This window comes from Haloarcula salina, from assembly GCF_010119195.1.
Taxonomy (GTDB): domain Archaea; phylum Halobacteriota; class Halobacteria; order Halobacteriales; family Haloarculaceae; genus Haloarcula; species Haloarcula salina.
Genome location: NZ_WRXL01000006.1, coordinates 13,952 through 30,785 on the forward strand (window position 1 = coordinate 13,952; position 16,834 = coordinate 30,785).

General features: G+C 56.3%; 17 protein-coding genes and 1 pseudogene. 12 read left to right on the forward strand and 6 right to left on the reverse strand.

Annotation, left to right across the window (positions count from 1 at the left end):
- Positions 1-196 precede the first annotated feature (196 nt).
- Genes GM656_RS15210 through GM656_RS15220 form a run of 3 tightly spaced genes read right to left on the reverse strand, consistent with a single transcriptional unit; the run spans position 197 to position 4,076 of the window.
- Complete coding sequence (locus tag GM656_RS15210) at positions 197-997, reverse strand: DUF6339 family protein (RefSeq protein ID WP_162414546.1); 801 nt, start codon at positions 995-997, stop codon at positions 197-199.
- The gene (locus GM656_RS15215; protein ID WP_162414547.1) at positions 994-2,070 is read right to left on the reverse strand and encodes a hypothetical protein; all 1,077 of its coding nucleotides are present in this window, start codon (positions 2,068-2,070) and stop codon (positions 994-996) included. Before GM656_RS15215 ends, GM656_RS15210 begins: the two co-directional genes overlap by 4 nt.
- 2 nt (positions 2,071-2,072) lie before the next feature.
- Positions 2,073-4,076 carry a hypothetical protein gene (locus GM656_RS15220; RefSeq protein WP_162414548.1) on the reverse strand — a complete coding sequence of 668 codons (2,004 nt, stop codon included), beginning with the start codon at positions 4,074-4,076 and terminating at the stop codon, positions 2,073-2,075.
- An 844-nt stretch (positions 4,077-4,920) separates the two neighbouring features.
- Between GM656_RS15220 and GM656_RS15225 the strand changes: the two genes are divergently transcribed.
- Positions 4,921-5,547 (forward strand): DUF6735 family protein, encoded by a 627-nt coding sequence (locus tag GM656_RS15225; RefSeq protein ID WP_162414549.1) that lies wholly within the window; start codon positions 4,921-4,923, stop codon positions 5,545-5,547.
- Positions 5,548-5,635: 88 nt separating this feature from the next.
- Here GM656_RS15225 and GM656_RS19250 read toward each other — a convergent pair whose 3' ends face one another.
- Positions 5,636-6,034, reverse strand: a complete 399-nt coding sequence (locus tag GM656_RS19250) for a FliH/SctL family protein (protein WP_241692794.1) — start codon at positions 6,032-6,034, stop codon at positions 5,636-5,638.
- A 153-nt stretch (positions 6,035-6,187) separates the two neighbouring features.
- Positions 6,188-6,703, reverse strand: a complete 516-nt coding sequence (locus tag GM656_RS15235; protein ID WP_162414551.1) for a winged helix-turn-helix domain-containing protein — start codon at positions 6,701-6,703, stop codon at positions 6,188-6,190.
- Positions 6,704-6,950: 247 nt separating this feature from the next.
- On the opposite strand from GM656_RS15235, the gene GM656_RS15240 reads away from it, so the two are divergent.
- From GM656_RS15240 to GM656_RS15270, 7 genes are all read left to right on the forward strand, one after another.
- Positions 6,951-7,148: a hypothetical protein gene (locus GM656_RS15240; RefSeq protein ID WP_162414535.1), complete on the forward strand. Its 198-nt coding sequence runs from the start codon at positions 6,951-6,953 to the stop codon at positions 7,146-7,148.
- Positions 7,149-7,197: 49 nt separating this feature from the next.
- Complete coding sequence (locus GM656_RS15245) at positions 7,198-8,535, forward strand: GIY-YIG nuclease family protein (protein WP_162414552.1); 1,338 nt, start codon at positions 7,198-7,200, stop codon at positions 8,533-8,535.
- Between the two features lie 148 nt (positions 8,536-8,683).
- Entirely contained in the window at positions 8,684-9,004 is a 321-nt protein-coding gene (locus tag GM656_RS15250) for a DUF5783 family protein (protein ID WP_162414553.1), read from the forward strand.
- 149 nt (positions 9,005-9,153) lie between these two features.
- Complete coding sequence (locus tag GM656_RS15255) at positions 9,154-9,843, forward strand: helix-turn-helix domain-containing protein (protein ID WP_174242992.1); 690 nt, start codon at positions 9,154-9,156, stop codon at positions 9,841-9,843.
- 1 nt (position 9,844) lies between these two features.
- Positions 9,845-10,558 carry a hypothetical protein gene (locus GM656_RS15260; RefSeq protein WP_162414554.1) on the forward strand — a complete coding sequence of 238 codons (714 nt, stop codon included), beginning with the start codon at positions 9,845-9,847 and terminating at the stop codon, positions 10,556-10,558.
- Positions 10,559-10,705: 147 nt separating this feature from the next.
- The gene (locus tag GM656_RS15265) at positions 10,706-10,960 is read left to right on the forward strand and encodes a hypothetical protein (RefSeq protein WP_162414555.1); all 255 of its coding nucleotides are present in this window, start codon (positions 10,706-10,708) and stop codon (positions 10,958-10,960) included.
- A gap of 1 nt (position 10,961) precedes the next feature.
- The gene (locus GM656_RS15270; protein ID WP_162414556.1) at positions 10,962-11,645 is read left to right on the forward strand and encodes a hypothetical protein; all 684 of its coding nucleotides are present in this window, start codon (positions 10,962-10,964) and stop codon (positions 11,643-11,645) included.
- A 126-nt stretch (positions 11,646-11,771) separates the two neighbouring features.
- On the opposite strand, the gene GM656_RS15275 is transcribed toward GM656_RS15270, so the two are convergent.
- The gene (locus tag GM656_RS15275; RefSeq protein ID WP_241692795.1) at positions 11,772-12,533 is read right to left on the reverse strand and encodes an HFX_2341 family transcriptional regulator domain-containing protein; all 762 of its coding nucleotides are present in this window, start codon (positions 12,531-12,533) and stop codon (positions 11,772-11,774) included.
- Positions 12,534-12,835: 302 nt separating this feature from the next.
- Between GM656_RS15275 and GM656_RS15280 the strand changes: the two genes are divergently transcribed.
- The 4 genes and pseudogenes from GM656_RS15280 (at position 12,836) to GM656_RS15295 (ending at position 16,632) form a co-directional block, all read left to right on the forward strand.
- Positions 12,836-13,177 carry a DUF7344 domain-containing protein gene (locus GM656_RS15280; protein ID WP_162414557.1) on the forward strand — a complete coding sequence of 114 codons (342 nt, stop codon included), beginning with the start codon at positions 12,836-12,838 and terminating at the stop codon, positions 13,175-13,177.
- A gap of 295 nt (positions 13,178-13,472) precedes the next feature.
- Positions 13,473-13,829: pseudogene (locus GM656_RS15285) on the forward strand (AAA family ATPase); the annotation flags it as partial.
- 393 nt (positions 13,830-14,222) lie between these two features.
- Positions 14,223-15,638, forward strand: coding sequence for an ATP-binding protein (locus GM656_RS15290; protein ID WP_162414558.1), 1,416 nt, complete (start codon positions 14,223-14,225; stop codon positions 15,636-15,638).
- 52 nt (positions 15,639-15,690) lie between these two features.
- Positions 15,691-16,632, forward strand: coding sequence for an ImmA/IrrE family metallo-endopeptidase (locus GM656_RS15295; protein ID WP_162414757.1), 942 nt, complete (start codon positions 15,691-15,693; stop codon positions 16,630-16,632).
- Positions 16,633-16,834 lie beyond the last annotated feature (202 nt).

Genomic DNA, 16,834 nt, shown 5'->3' on the forward strand with positions numbered 1-16,834 from the left:
CGTCGTCTTAATCACGATATCCTGTTCCCCATCGTATTCTGTGAGAGACTTCATTGGAGCTTAAAGAGTCTTCCACTCCTCAGAGCACCGTGTCGAAGCCTCAAACAAGAAAATCTGTTTAAATTCATTCCCGTCCACAACAGCAACCACCTCTGCCGTCCTTGCCGTCGGCTGAGGACTTGTCCCAAGCGGTCTCTTATGACTTGCTAGCTTTGATCGACTTCTCTACCTCACTGCGGATATTACGAATCGTCTCTTCCAGATCAGACTTCCGCTGCCCCTCGTATGGGAAGACCGAGCCAGACTTTCTGAATCGCTTGATTGTCTCATCAATGACTTCGTTCTCTGCCAACTCCCCATCCTCGTCGTCGTCCTCCGGTTCGTCGTACAATACTTTGAGTAGGGCCCTCACTGCCGGTTCGTACCGTGCCATCGGCGTGTCGAACACCAGTAGCGAGAACCGTCGCTTGCTGAGTGCACGTCGAGTAGGTTCGTAGTCTACGCTCCCATCACCCTTCTCTTCACACGTTAATTCGGCGATCCACCACGCACGCTCGAAAGTACTGGCTTTCCCGTCAAGAGCTCTGGCCTGTGTCCAGAACTTCTCTTTCATCGCAGAGACGCTGTTGAACGCCCACCGATGGTCTACAAACCACGGGTAGTACAACATCGCGAAGGCGCTCCAGAGCCCCGAATCAGACGCTTCCGCCCGACTCAAATCAACGTTGCGGTGGATGATGACGGCCGACTCCGGATCCGCCTGCGCGGTTTCCGGGGTAGTGTCCGCTGCGAGCTCTCTCAATTCCTCTTCCAGCGTCGCTAAATCGGCTGTCAACCCGGCTGACTGGATGTGTGGTTTCAGTTCCGAATGAGGGATGCTGTCGTGGTTGCCACGGAGGAACTCATCGTACTTACTGAGCAGACTCTGTGCCCCGTCTGCGAGTCTGACCAGCTCCTGTCCGTCCTCCAGATCCGCGTTGGGATCCCAATCGTTCATCGGTCACCCACCCGCTGTGCGTGGTTACTAACCTGCTCGGCAGGCTCTAGCAGTCCTTGGACTGCCTGGTCAATCCGCTCTGTCGCGGCCATGGGGCTCTCCCCCAGTTCTTTTTGTAGCGACTCTGCAGCTTTCGGTGGAGACTTGTCCTCTCCTTCGTACAGATACTCGCTCAACATCTCAAACACCGCTGGGTGCCACTCTGGGGTCCACTCGTCGGCGTCGGGATCGTACTCGTCAGCAGCGACCTGGGTCATCCTGGCCCAGACCGGCGTCATCACTTGATCCCAGATCAGTTCGGCTGTGAGATCGTCGTAGGTGCCATCACCGTTCCACACAATGTCAACCACCTGCTCGTGATCTTCGTTGAAGTAGAGGACAGGATTGTTCGGATCTCGCTTCAAGTCTAAGTAGTACATTCGATCAGCTGGCGGGAACGGGGTCTCGTCAGCCTCGTTCTCTCGCTCAAACGATGTCCGTTCAACTTGTAGGACATCGTCGCTCCCCGGTTCATGCTCGGTGATCTCAATCCGGCATTCACTACCGTCAGAGAGGAGGGCTCCTGGCTCTGTCGCGTAGTCGTGTCCCGATCCCAACCCGAGCGACGATTCCGTTTCCGATTTGAGGGGCTTGGACCGGAGGAGGTAGGGACGGAGAACGAGCCTATCCGCTATGTCATCTTCGGAGATTGTGAGCGTGTCGTCTACCGTTCCAGCACTGACTTCGTCTCCGTTGTTCAGGACCGTCCCTGCTCGCGTGTATGTACTGACACAGTGGCCAGCAACGACGACGTTCGCGGGCCCTTCGTCTGGGGGGTCAACCACGGTGCTCTCTCCGATCTCGGGGAGGACATCACCGAGGAGCGAATCTGGAACGTCCACACAGAGAGTGAACTCAATCTCCGACCAGCCTTGGTACTCGGTGAGGTCAAGCCGGCGGTCATCTTCCGGTTGGACGGCCTCGTCACCGTCAACTGAGTACTCTTTGATCCAGAAGTTGAGCTCGCCCAATTCACAGTGGTGGGGGAAGGTCTCGTACTTGAGTGAGCGGTTGAGTTTGATCGTGCTGGGCATGTTCAGCTACTCACCTCCACGGAACCGTCTTTCAGCTTGAATCTGGTCTTCGAAACATCTCCTAGCCGCGCCTGACGCCCGGGGAGTTGTGCTTCAATCTCGTACGTTGAACTCTTGATGTCTCCCTTGACCTCTATATGTCCTTTGTCACCATCGGCAAGGGGTTTCGCCGTGATCGTTCCACTGCCAGCCGCTACCTCGGCATCCACGTCTTCAATGACGACCGTGTCGGCCTCTCTGTTGTCTTCGAAGAGGGCAACGATCTCGAAAGTCGCCTCCCATCCTTCAACTGGGTTATCTGCGATCTGCTTCCGTTCGGTGTTCGGGCCGATACTGCCGGTGAACTCCCACTTGTCTCCGACGATCTCGTCATTGATCTTCCAGTCGAACAGTGGTGGGATGGTCGGTTTCGGCGACTTATTGCGTTCTTCTTTCGCGAGATCGGAACGCGTCTTGGGCAGGATGTCGCGACCGGGTCGTGTCAGCGATCCCGCTTGGCGTGATTGGTTGTACAGGATCTTCGAGAGGCCGTTCCGGAGAATCTTCGTCGAGAGGTCGTCAGCTGGCCCTTTCGCGCCGTGTTCGTACTTAGCCTTCAGCTCGTCGTTCTTTTTACCGTACCAACGGTCGTGCATCGGCGGCTCCGCCATCGCCAGAAAGTCGTCGATCGCCTCATCGTCGGGCTCATGTGACTCCCCCGACGGGGTGCGCGCTTTCCCTGCTGCGAGGAGGGCGTGGTACTTCCCGGAGTGGCCGAGGTAGTGGCCCGATTTGTACTTCACGACCATGCCTGGACCTCTGAACATGGCGATCTCTCCAAGTCGCTCAGAGGCTGGCCCTTCGGTATCGCTCGGATTGGCCTTCCGGGCAGCGATAGTCACATGCCCCTCAGATGGCGTCGGATATTTTTCGTCGTCCCCGCACTCGTCTTCTTTCTTGCTGACGATGGTGTACTCTTCGTCAGTCTTCGCGACCGTTCCTGGTCCTTTGAACGAGTCCGGGGCCTCACGCATCTGATCGTAGCAGGCGACGAACGGAGCGATCCCCTTGTGGTCCTTAATTGTACCTTTCGTGAGCTCGGCACTGTAGCCGCACATGTCGATGTGGACCTCCAGGTCGCCTGCCCGGATCGCCGGCCAAAAGTAATCCGCGGTCGCCTCCTCGAACTCCTGACACAGCTCCTCTGGTGAGGGCTGGTCGTCCATAGCTGGATCGGACGGGTCACGGAACCCAGGAATCATGATCGTCGTTCCGTTACTGTCTGGCCGACCCATCTCAAGATCCTCTGCCAAGCTGCTAGCGGCGTCACCCCAAATTGACTCTGGGCGTTGGAGCTCTTCACGCTCCATTCCTGACTCGGAGCCAAACCACCCGTCGTTCGCGTAACAGCCGCCTTCTGGCAGTTCGTGTGTCGGGATGAAACACCGACCGACCAAGCGGGGAGAGGTCTGGTCTTCCATCTCCTTGGCCAAAGTGGAATTAAACAGGACGGTCTGGAAGCCGGACGCGACCCAGAGAAGCGTACTCCCCAACCCGTGACGACCGCCGGTGCTCCCTCCTTTGTTACTCGCACCCGGATCCCGAATCAGTGCTGCGTAGTCCGAGTCTTGGTCCTCCTCATTTCCTTGGATTCCTTTGCCGTTCTCCTCTTCTATGATCAGGATTCTGAACGTACCACCGTCTTCTAGGTAGTCTACGTAGTCTGTGAGTCCGTGCCCATCCTGATCCTTCCCGCCGGCATTCACGTGGTCAAACAGGTCGTCCCACTGCAGGGCCTCTTCGAACGCACTGCGATCGTCGAATTCTCGAAGACGAAACGAGACTTTGACTGGCTTGTCCGGATCCTCTCTTGCATCCGTCGAATTCTGTAGGATTTCCCGAACAAAGGTTTCGAGATCGCGACTGAACGTCTTCTTCTGTATCAGTCCCTGCTTCCGGGAGCGGCCGCAGGGAACGTCCTCAAACCACCACACCCCAGCCGAAGTCGCATCGCCACGAGATGTCACTATAATGCCCAACTATATATGTACGTATTAATCTTCGGTTGGTTAGCGTCTTGAATTGGCGTGCTATGGGCTTCTCGGCACAAAATTGGCTCCTGTCTATCGTAACAATTGAAACGATTTACACACCGATCGCACTGCAGTCGTGCGATCGGGTGTGCATTGAATTTCAATGGCTACTATAGTTTAGGGGGTTTGTTGGCGTGGATCTACGGCTCTGGAGCGTGGTGCATCAAGGCACCGCTCGGACTGTCTCTTGTTGATTTCGTCAACGCAGACGATACCACCGTTGCTAATCTCAGAGCGCCGGCTTTCAGTCCCTCAAACCGTATCCCCAGAACATAAAATACCACGCGGTTCCTGATTCATTTCGCCGACGGACTGAATGGTCTGTCGAAACATTCAATGATCCAGGTGTGGCTGAAGTGGTGATCTGAAAAAAGGTATCGGCTCATCGTACTGTTATTAACTCAATTACCGTTGGATCATCATTGAGAACTGAGATAGCTCCGAACGTATCTCCAGATTCTTGACCGAACTCCCGCTCATTGGAGACCCTACGGAGTTCCCGGGTAATATCGACAGGGTATAATATCTTTTGAGGTTTGATTGGCATGGTGACGTTGGTAACAACATCGCGTGGAGTCAACCTATCGACTCAAGTGATGGTGTAACTTTGGCAGACGCCGTCCTGAACAGTATCTCCTCGAACACAACGGCGTGAGTGCATTCCGTCTTCGTTGGGGTGGATTGATACCGGATACCACCATCCCGATTCTCCTTTCGAAGCCGCGTTTTATCGACCCCCGAAGGGTGCGGGGCGACACAGTCTCCCCGCTGACTACCAATGGGACATCGCGCACTCGTTGCCTACGAACGACCGAATAGCTCGTACAACATCCACTACACGCACTGGGGCGGCCTGAATCTCAGACTCACACACGAACTCACACCACAACGGCCCTTCGGCGGCGAGAGACCGGACGACCAGCAACAGGTAACGTTCGAACAGCTCCTCGATGCAACGACAATCGACGCGATCGACACTGACGCGTTCGACCGCGAGAGCACCAACGACCCCTCGGTTCGCCCACAGCCGATGGCCCTCGGCGTGTCCTTCGACGAACTTCTCGAAGAACACCTGAACTATCTCTCGCACGAGGCACTGTACGTCGTCAACGAAGACTTCCAGGTCACGGCCTATCGGACACACTGGTTTGGGTTACAGTACGACGCGGAGTCAGTCACCGATGAGCCAAAATGCGGGAACGGCGCTGTCCGAACCGTGCGCTGGTATAATGGCGAGCCAGTCGGTGACGGCTACGTACAGGGCGAGTTCCAGGCGCTCAAGTCCGTCGTCGGCGAGCTGGTCGACCGCGGCGTCTTCACCCGCTCGTCGGCAGTCACGTATATGGCGCAGAAACTTTCCGAGTGGACCAGCCCGACGCAGGATCTGCATATCTGGACCCCTTGACCGGAATCGTCTGAATATCACTTTGATAGCGGATGGACAACACACCCAGTTTCTCTGCGAAGGGTAGAACGAGAGACCACGAGTTGATTCAGTCGAACTCTGGAACGAAATCCTCGGCGAGTTCGTCAGCGAGTTCACGACCGGCAAGCCACGTAATTTGGTCGTCATCGATCCCGTATTTCGGAATGAGGGCTTCTGCTGCTTCGCCAAGTGGAATATCGTTCGTTACGACGATAACTCGATCAGCGGTGCCATTGCGGAGCATCTCCAGTGCCAGCCCCACGATTTCAGTATCCGCCTTTTCGATGATATCCGCTGACCGATCGCTGGAACTTGCAATGAAGTTCCGTGCCTGGTCCATCACAGTGGAGACGTCCGAGTTTGCATAGGACGGGCTTTCGGTAACTTTCATCCACCCCTCCCGTAGTGCCTCGTCGACAGCGGACTCATCAGTGGTATACGCATCGAGTGCTGGATCGCTGGTCACCTCGGCATGCACCTGTGGTGAGATCCGGAAGACGGTTTCACGTCGACGGGCTTCACGAGCGAGCGCTCGAAATCGCGTGCTTTCACGCCGACCGCAACTGATGAGGACCGACGAGTCGATGAATACGATCTCTCTGGCACGTGCCATACTGACTCAATCCTTGACGACGGGCCGGAGTGCATCCAGAATGATGCCCGCTTCCATGGGGGTGATCTCCTGTTCACGGGACATGATCTGATGCGTCACAGTTCCGTCGACATACTCGCGAGCGTATTCGAGTGCAACGGCGAGTCCGTCCAGCCCGTGTCGATCGAGGTACGTATCGATATCGTCGTCTCGCATCCGACGAGCGATCGCCTCAACCAATTCCGGCGTGATTCGACGTTCGGCATCCCCTGCGATCAGTTGAAGATCGATCTCGTGAGCTGTGTACTGCGCCGGTCGCCCGTCATTGGACTGTTCAATGAAACCTGCGGCTTCGAGGTCATCGACGTATTCGTAGACTGTTCGCTGCGGGAGATCGAGCGTCTCGACGATGTTCTGGACCGTCGTTTCCGGGTTGTGATGGATATAGGTGTAGATCCACGATTTACGAGGGTTCCCGAGAAGCTCGAACGCTTCGCCCCCAGTATCGAGTAGAGTATCCGGATTTGCTTCTCGCGTTGCCATCTCTAGTAGCGAATTGCACACAAATTGCAATAAGGCTTGCTACCATAGAATCACTACGGTACCACTGCTTTCCTTGTCGCAATTTCACGGCATCTTCACCCGCTCGTCGGCAATCGCGTACATGGAGCAGAAACTCTCCGAGTGGACCAGCCCAACGCAGGATCTGCATATCCGGACGCCCTGACCGCGGTGTTTGTGTGCGCCGGCGACGAGTGCCGGCGCACCTCTGAGACCGGCGTGGTTGCTAATGGAAACATCGAATAGCGACAGTTCGATCCACACCGAACCGACGATAGACGAGACGGCACAGGCACTCGAACAATTCCTCGCAACACGGGCACAGACCGGGGTATCGGAACTCGTACTCGTCGGCCTGCTCCGCGAGTACGCCGACGAGATTGAAACACTGGGATACATCCCACGGTCGTGGCGAGATGACCGGTGAACCGTCGCCGGAATGCATTTCATTCCGTGACTCGTTCCCCAGATAACTGATGGACGCCAACGCCGCACTGTGGCATAGCTGGCTCGAGGAAACACTGCTCCGGGATATCGCCGATCCCGACACCGACGACCCGGTTCCTCTGTTCGAGACGACTGCAGACGGCCTCCAGACGAGCGACGCGCTGGGGAGCTACAAGTGGGGGAAGAACGACGGGGAGTATCTGTATCTGCTGTACCAGCTCACCGGCGACGGGACGGATCCGACCGACGTGATTCCGGTCTACGTCGGCGAATCGTCGGATATCAGCACCCGTATCGGCCAACACTCCCGGAAGATTCGTTCGTCACTCCCGCTGTCGTCGTGGACTGACGACGACTCGTGGGGTAGCTTTTCGAAGTACGACCACATCGCAGCGATTCACGAGCGGAGCGAGCGCCCGCTGTACGCCTGGATCCACGACCTCGATGAAGACACCCACGGACCGTACGGCAATCCGACCTATCGACAGGAACTGGAAGCGAAGCTCGTGGGCCTTATTCACGGGCAAGACCGGTTCGACCGCGTGTTCGCGAACCGTGAGTTCGTTCCCAATAGCGTTCTGCAGGCGATCGGACAGGCTGGTCCAGCGTGGGTCACCGAACTCGACACCGAACAATCATCACCCGAAACCAACGACGAACTCGCTCACAAGCCAACCGTCGCGAAGGCACAGCGCTGGCGTGACTGGGTCGACCAGTATCTGCTGGCAGACCTCCAGAGCGACGACGTCGCGGACCCGATTCCGTTGTTCGAGACCGACGCGTCGAGACAAGTTGCGCTGACCGACAACCAACGGCTCAAGCGGTCGGCCCGGATCGACGAGCGCATACGCCAGGAGGGACAGCGATGTGTCGACGCCGACGGCCTGCGAGACGACGGTTACGACGGTCTGTTGTACGTCATGTACCAGCTCGAAGCTCCAGCCGAGGAAGCGACGCCAGCGGATATCGTCCCGCGATACATCGGCAAGGCCGAAGCCTCGGGCAAGAAACGCGACGTGAGCGCGAACTTCGAAGAGATCGCCTACGAGCGAAATAGCACTCGGAGCTTCGCCCGCTGGGGCGATGGAGACTACTGGCACGTCGGTGAGCTCTCGATGGCGTTGCTGGGTGACGACGACCGGAAATCCCACTGGGTTGACGCGCTGTTCGAACCCGAATCACGCCGACTGCGACGCCCCACGTATCTCTGGATCAGGGCGTGGAACCCGACAGAAGACATCGGACCGTACGACCTGTCGACGACACTGGCAGCGGTCGAACCACTCTTGATTGGCGTTGCACATGCAGCGGCTCCCGAGACGCTCCTGAACAAGGACGGCGTGCCGAGCACGGACGGGTCGGAATGACGCGCTGCTGTCGCTCAGGATCGCGGTCGGAGTGGTGGGCCTGATGGCTGAGACGATCCGTACCCTACTGTGGACATGTCCGAGCATCCCGTGGCTTCTCCCTCTCCGTTAACGGAATTCTTCACTCCCGTCCCCGTTGATGCCAGCAATGGCCGAGTTCGACCCGGAGAAGTTCGAGGAGAAGTACGTCAACTATTTCGAGGAACTCGAGACGGCCTACTCGAACGCGTACCAGTCCCTCCACGGGCAGTGTGACTCCGAGATACTCCAAAGAATCGACCGGCAGATCCTTAGCGAGAGCGAACCGGTGTACGAGGGCGACGGCGACTTTCGCGTCGTACTCCCCGAGGACACCGCCGAGCGGGCGGCGTCACTCCCCGGCGACGAGGAGACAGTCAAGAGCGTGCTCAAACCCTTTACGGACGCCATCGAACAGGAACTGCAGCAGATGTTCGAGTTTGAAGAGTAAAGCCCGCTTCTGGGATAGAATCGAACAGTGGCTCATCTTGCGGACAGGGTTACCACAGTGGCGAACTAGACAGAAGCGCTTTGTAATAGTATCTCTATAGAGATAATTAAGGACCATCCAACTGACGTGACTCAGAGGCCACCATTCCAATGACAGAATTACTGGATTCCACAGCCGCAAAGATCGTATTAGCAGCCAAGCGTGGCGACTCTATCAATCGTATTGCGAACAAGATTGACGTCTCGTACTCCTGGGTATACGACTGGATCGAGCGTCTCGAAGAGGCTGAAATTATCGCTATTACAGATAACGGAATTCAGATCGTCGATCACGAGATGCGCCAGCAATACGCCGAGATGATGGGGGCGGTGTGTCGTCGTGACACCTCCTCACAGGAGGATGCATACGTAATCCCGCATTTCGCTGGCATGGAGTTCGCGTACACAGAGATCGACGCAGCGTACGTCTGGACACACGGCGGCTACCAGATCGCTCGGAGTCACGACGACTACCCGATCTTTATCGAGGTACACGACAGGGATCTCGAGCGGTGGATCGCGTTCTTCCAGCAGTTCGGCCTCGATACGACAATCGGCGAACGGCCAGATGCCGACGATATCGACGGGAACATCCACTATGTGCTGTTTCCGGAAACCGATGGTATCGAGACCGACTGGGTCGATGGCAACCCCGTCATCCCGCTGGACGACGCCGTGGACCAGATGATTGACCACCGGTCGGCCTACGAGCCTGCACTGGAGCAGATCGCCGACGAGTACGACATCGACATCGACGCCACCCACCACGGCACAGCGAGTGCGGACGGATCGGTGCGATAGAATGAGCCTTCCCGAGCGCCAGTCAGAGCTCGTCGAGACGCACCGCGCGGTACAGGAAGCCGGGTTACCGTACGTTCTCGTCGGTGGGTGGGCGGTTTCCGCGTTCCAGACACGATTCACGACCGACATCGACACCGTGGTTCCGGGGACGGCACTCGACGACTACGATTCGCTTCTCAGTGAGCTCGGCTACCAGAAGCGATTCGAGACGGAGGTCTCGAACGAGTACGAGGGTCGGATGATCCAGTACAGGAAGCCAGTGGGGGATAACGAAGTCACGTTCGAGGCGCTCGTCGACGCGATGGGCTGTCGACAGACCGACGCTGAGTGGTCGTATCGGTATCTCCACGAATACAGCATTGTCGAGTCTATCGATATTTCCGGAGACCTCGAAGGACGCATTCCGGAGCCTGCACTTCTGTTCGCGATGAAACTTCACAGTGGACGGAAGGCTGATACACGCGACCTCGTCGTCATCAGTACGCGCGCGGAACTCGATCGCATCGCGCGCCATGTCCATCGCGGCGATCCCCAGAAGCTTGGCAAACAGATCGAGGTCGTACTGGACCGACTCCGACAAGATGGGTTCGAGGACTCGTTCAAGGGCGTGTTCCGACAGGAAGAGCTACCGGCGACAGCGGTCAGTGACCTCGTTTCGTTCCTGTCCAGCCAGCGAGACAGACTCGTAGACGACGAAAGCGACGACACGAATTGACGGCTTTGTTGAGACCCTCAATCGGTGAGAGGTTTCAGCCGTCCTGCTGAATATAGGGCGCATATCGTCTATACGTGTAATGGAATAGTAGAATCAGGACAGGCACAGCAAGAATATTGTTTCGATAAATGCATATTCGAATACATAATGGCACAATACCCAGACTTGGCTGAATTAGATAAGCTCTGGCCAGACGAGGGCTATGCGGTAATTATTGCGGATCAGTTTAAGCCACCAGATAGTGATGACTTTGTCAATGTGTTGAGTCAGTTTAATAATCCAGATTTTGAGGTCCCCTCCCCGAAACCGGGATACTCCTATTGGGTTCACGATGCTGATGGGAACTCGTATTCCCGAGAAACGTGGCAAAAATACAAACAAAAAGTCGGTGATCCTGACTAAGATGCACCTTGATGAACAGCGCATCAACGATCTTGCGCACCGGATTGCGGACGAAAAAATCGGGGATCGACACCGGAAACGCACCCAGCAAGAATACGAGACTATCTTTCGTATCAAGACAACGAGAGATAGTGGTCACGAGAATCTGGACTTGATCTTCAAACGAATTATTCAAGCCCGAGCAACCCCGCTCAACAGGGATCAATATCAGGAAATTTTAGAGCAGACCTCGCCGGGAGAAATCATCGACAAAGGCACGCACCAAGCTGCGTTTGACACGCTATACACTGAGCGCCATATCGGCCAGAAGATCGCTAATGAATTTCTCCGACATGTGGTCGATGTCTTCGGCATTCGACGCTCCGACTGGGGCGGCCAATTGGATGTCGCACTGGATACCAATGTCATACAGGCTCTCGTCAAGACGGGTGCTATTGTGCTTGAAGAGTCTGAACGAAATCGTGGGACAGGGCAAATAATCAACACAAACCCAAATAGTGACCCAACCAAACTAATACCGTATAAAAAAGTACAAGACGAGTTTCAACAGGCCGCCAACGATGCTGGCTTCCATCGTATTGTCTTCGACGAGCTCTGGCTTGAACATCGAGAATTCATTAGCGACCCACTTCTCCAATCTGAGAGTGTATTCTTCGACTTCATTTTAGATCGCTACCGATATTGAGCCACTCTCTGGATTCTGCTGGTTGTATCCTCTTCATCTCACGTATCGAAATACAATATCGGGATAGCGTGTTGGAAACTACTCGCGAGGGCATGAAACAGCCCATCAGACTCCCTGTCACACCGTCTATTCGTCATCCACGTACTGAAACGCGACGTAGGATTGGCGACCGAGTTCGGCGGGCCTGACAATCTTCTGGCGGCCCCGTTCCTCGATCTCAATATAGCCTTTTTCCAGGAGCGGATCGAGAACGTGGGTTTCGAGGCGGCGGTAGTAGCCGTTGTACGAGTCGCCCTCATAGTGGGCGGCAAAGGGGAGATTCTCTTGCTCGCCGAACTCGATGAGGTCTTTCTTGCTGACGGAGTAGCTGATACCCTCGCGCAGGCCGTCTTCCTCCCGGACGAGATACCCGAGCACTGCGATGCGCTGTGGCGAGGGCTTCGCGATGGGATACTGTGGGAGTTCCATCTTCGTCTCGACGCCGTGGCCGACCGGCTCGTCACCGGCCGAATACTCCTCAGCTCGGACGTAGTACGGTTCGGCTCCACCGGTTACCATACAGGCGATCATCCCACCGATTGCAGTGATCTTGCTCCCCGTCGCGAGGTTGACGTAGACGTCGTTGCCGGCCTCACGTTCGCTGACAATCAGGTCGGCGATGACAGAGATCGTCTCGTAGAGGTCGAAGATATTGCACTCAATCTCCGTCGTCACGACGGGGCTGTCGGCCAGCGCCGTGCGCACGTCCTCGTGATAGGGCGGGCGTTCGATATCGTCGAGCCAGTCCAGCAGGACGACTTTGTCAGCGTTCGAGCGTAATGCCGTCTCGACGATACGGTCTCGCTCGAACCCGAACGGCATGATATGGATGTTTTCTGGAAAGTCCATGATGGCCTGATTTCGCGCCGCGAATCGGAGTGTCGGACAGTCCGACCCTGATTTATACAGTTATATCACCGAACGAATAGTATTGATTGTAACGATACTCCCGTACTAATACTCATGAACTGACATCCGCTCCCGATAGCTGTGAGGTCTCAGAGACAGTCGCCACGCGACGAGGACGAATGGTATCGACAGACCGGAACCGGACTCCAGAAGACAGAGAGACAGGTCTGGTGGACGCATGGGTATCCCACAGCTGGCAGCCGGAGCGTCCAACAGATAGCACACGGCTCGAGGAGGGGACGATGACAGCTGACGGGCCGACACAGGCTGCGCTCCATGGGTTCGAGATCTTTCGACACGAAGTCCGGATCGGGACCGTCGAAGTACTGTCCCCGGAGCAGGTCCCGATGGAGTGTGCGACGCTCGTGGCGAAGCTCTCGGAACAGCCGACCGTGCCGACTGACTCCCCAGATCAGTTGGCGGATTCACTGCACCATCGCCACCTGCCTGCCCTGGACGAGACTGACGTCATCGACTACGAGCCATCCAAGCAACAAATCACTGCGTTCGACCCCGAACGGCTCGAAACGCTCATCGACGCTGTTCAAGATCTGACGGAATCACTGGAACCTGACGGTACCTGAGTGGGAACGGTTCGGGTAGCGTGACGCACCGACCTCCTATCGACGAGGATACTCCACGACTAGTTGCGTGAATCCGTCCGAACTATGCTACTGTCAGTGGCAGACTGCTCGGCCAGCTGTGTCGGTACCTCAGCAGGTAGTCGTTTCCAGGAAGGTAAACCTCTCAGTACTGAATAGGGCTCGAAACGACCCCCATAGGCCCTTAAATCACCGATCCACTCTCTCGGAGAACTTGTTTCCGGAAACGCCCCGGTCACACTTTTGTGAACCCACGGGAAACAGGGGACAACACGCTATGATTCGCGATGCTCGCGTGCTCCGGGCCGGCTTCGTCCCCAGTGAAATTGAGCATCGGGATGCCGAAGTCAACCATCTCTCGACCGTTCTCCAGCCGATCACTGACGGAGAGCCCGCTGATACGGCAGTTGTGACGGGGGCCAGCGGTGTCGGGAAGACCTGTATCTCGAAGTTCGTGACCGAGCGGCTTCGCGAAGAGGTCCTCGACGTCGAGGCGACGTACGTCAACTGCTGGCGGAACTTCACCCGCTATCGAACGCTCTATCAGATTCTCGACGATCTCGGGCAGACAATCGACATTCATCGCCAATCGACGCCCCACGACGAGCTGGTCGACCGACTCCAGCAATACGAAGTACACCGTCCGCACGTAGGCTGCTCGTGCTTCGATCGAACTCGCTCACGAAACCACTTTCCTGACATCGAAGACGACGGTGTTCACGGACTTCACGGACGAAGTCAACCGGCATACGCCGGATGGTTCAGCCGGAATCGTGGATCACTTCTCGACACCTCTCCGGCAGCGTTCCAGGTTTATTTTCTCCAGAGTGGTCGTGGCCAGATCAGCCTCGCATGTTTCGAGACAGCTTCTGATCCCCATTGATGAGGGTCCGATTCGGATCATCCGCGAAGAGATTTCACCGACTGATCCTCTCTTCTCAGAGAAGCCAGAATATTATGACCCAGACTATTATAGTCCAATTCATAACTTCGGAGAACATATGTATCTCCCACACCGATTGGAGGTATGGACCAGTTCGTCAATCGTATCGAGGAGCTTGATCGGTTGCAGACGCTCTATGAGAGTGATAGTGCAGAACTCGCAATTATCTATGGACGTCGCCAGATCGGCAAGAGCGAACTCGTCCGGCAATCGATTGGCGACCGCGACGATGCCGTGTACTATCAGGCAGTCCAGGGAACAGCGACGACACAGCTCAGGCGGTTCGTTGAGGCAGCAGCGACGACTTACCCAGACATCACGGCTGTCAAAGAGGAGTGGGAACCGCTCTTAACGTATCTCGCCGACAGAGACGCCATCATCGTCATCGACGAATTCCCGTACCTCATCGAATCAAACGAGGGGCTTGCCTCGGTCATTCAACACCTGTGGGATACCGCCGTTGACGAGAGTCAGGCAACGCTTGTACTCACAGGCTCTGCAATCGGCATGATTCATACCCACGTCCTCGACGGCGGTGCGCCACTCTACGGTCGGGTGTCCCAGACACCGAATGGCCGCCTCGAACTCACCCAGTTGCCGTTTCGCTCCATCCAGGATTTCGTGCCGACGTACGATCCCGAAGAACGGGTGTTCACCTATGGTGTCTTCGGCGGCACACCACGATATCTCAGCCCTCTCGATCCCTCACAGAGTCTTGGAGAGAACATCACGCGTCTACTGTGTGATCCGGATGGCCCACTCCATGACGAGCCCGAGACCGTTCTCCAGATGGAGCTCAACGAGGTGAACACGTATTTTTCGGTCCTGGAGTCGATGGCCAGCGGGAACCGCAGTCGAAACGAGATTGCCCAGGGGGCCGGCATCGAAAGCACCAACACGTCGTACTACTTCGACCGGCTGGAAACGCTGCAGATCATCGAGAAACACCATCCAGCACTCGCCGACCCGGTGCGCAGCAAGCGGACTCGATACCAGATTCGGGATCCAGTATTCCGGTTTTACTTCCGATATCTCTACGGTCGCGGGGGACAGTACGAACTCTACGGCGAGAACGCCTACGCGGATCTTATCGAACCGGAATTGCCCGACTTCGTCAGCGAAACGTTCGAATCACTCTGTCATCAAGCAGTGCCAGCGCTCTATGCAGACTACCAGCTCACACAGATGCCGACTCAGTGGTGGTACAGGGGCCGGGAGATAGATGTCGTCGCACCAACTGACGAGTCAACCCTGATCGCTGGCGAAGCGAAATTCACCAACACCCCCCTCGGTTATGACGTGCTCGCGGACCTCGAAGATGACGTTGAGCACATCGACTGGACACCCACCGAAGGTGGTGAACCGACGTATGAGTTCGCCTTGTTCAGTCGCTCTGGGTTCAAACGCTCCGTCGAGGAAGCTGCAGACGAGCGTGATGAGATCCGTCTCTTCGATCTTTCCGATATCGTTGCCGTTCTCGAGAATAACGCCGAGGGATGATTTTTCGACCCCCGAGAGGGGTGCGGGGCCACCCAGCCTCGCACGATTCGAGATGGCTTCTGACGCGAACTCGCGAGTGAGCTTCGAAACGAGCGACACTCGCAAAGACGAGATGCACAGTACGATCGAACAGTGGGCCGAGGAGTTGGTGGAGAACGTCGAAGCGGCGAAAGCCAGCGACCAGTTTCAGCAATGGCTAGACGTCCAGAGTCGGTTCCACGACTATTCGCATCGGAACACGCTCCTGATCGCACGGCAGTGTCCCGATGCGACGAAGGTTGCGGGCTACCGAACGTGGCAAGAGGAGTTCGACAGGCAGGTCAACGAAGGCGAACAGGCCATCTGGATCTGGGCACCCATCATCGCGAAACAGTGCCCGGACTGTGGGAACTCACCGAACTACCACGAGAACACAGACTGTGAGTACGACGAGACACCGCCCGAAGAGTGGTCGAAGGGAGCAGTCTCGTTCCGGCCAGTACCCGTATTCGATATCTCCCAGACGGAGGGCGAACCACTCCCAGAATTAGAGACGGCAGCACGCGGGGACGCCGCTGACCTGTTGCCAAGGGCCGCTGCAGCCGCAGACAGGCTCGGTGTGCGGGTGACCATCGTCGACTCGGAAGATTGGGAGCACGGGAATGCGAAGGGCGTCTGTCAATCGACGAACGACCCGGAGGAGTACGATGCTGCTGTCGCGATCAAAGCCCGTGAGAGTCCTGCGGCGATGGCGGCGGTCCTCATCCACGAGTACGCTCACGCGTTGCTTCACACCGACGTTACCGACACCCCCGAACGAGAGAAACGGGAGGTCGAGGCCGAGTCAGTCGCTTACGTCGTGGGTCGACACTTCGGCCTGGATATGAGCGGGTCGGCGCTGTATCTCGCGGCCTGGCAGTCCGAGGAACCGGAGACGATTCTCGAGCGACTGGGCCGGATCAGTCGGACGGCGACCGAGGTGATCGACGCGATAGAAGAGTGTGAAGCGGAGTAAATATCTCGAATACAATAGGATTTCAACAGAGTCAATGTACGACTAATTCAACGAACCGGAATGAAGGCCATTCTGACATGATATCACTCTAAGTTCATCACTTGAGTTCCCGATGATGTTTTATCACGAATTTAATAGAGGTACAGTGTGCACATTGCCTTGCTCCGATAATGCTACATTCATAATATAAAATATAATATAA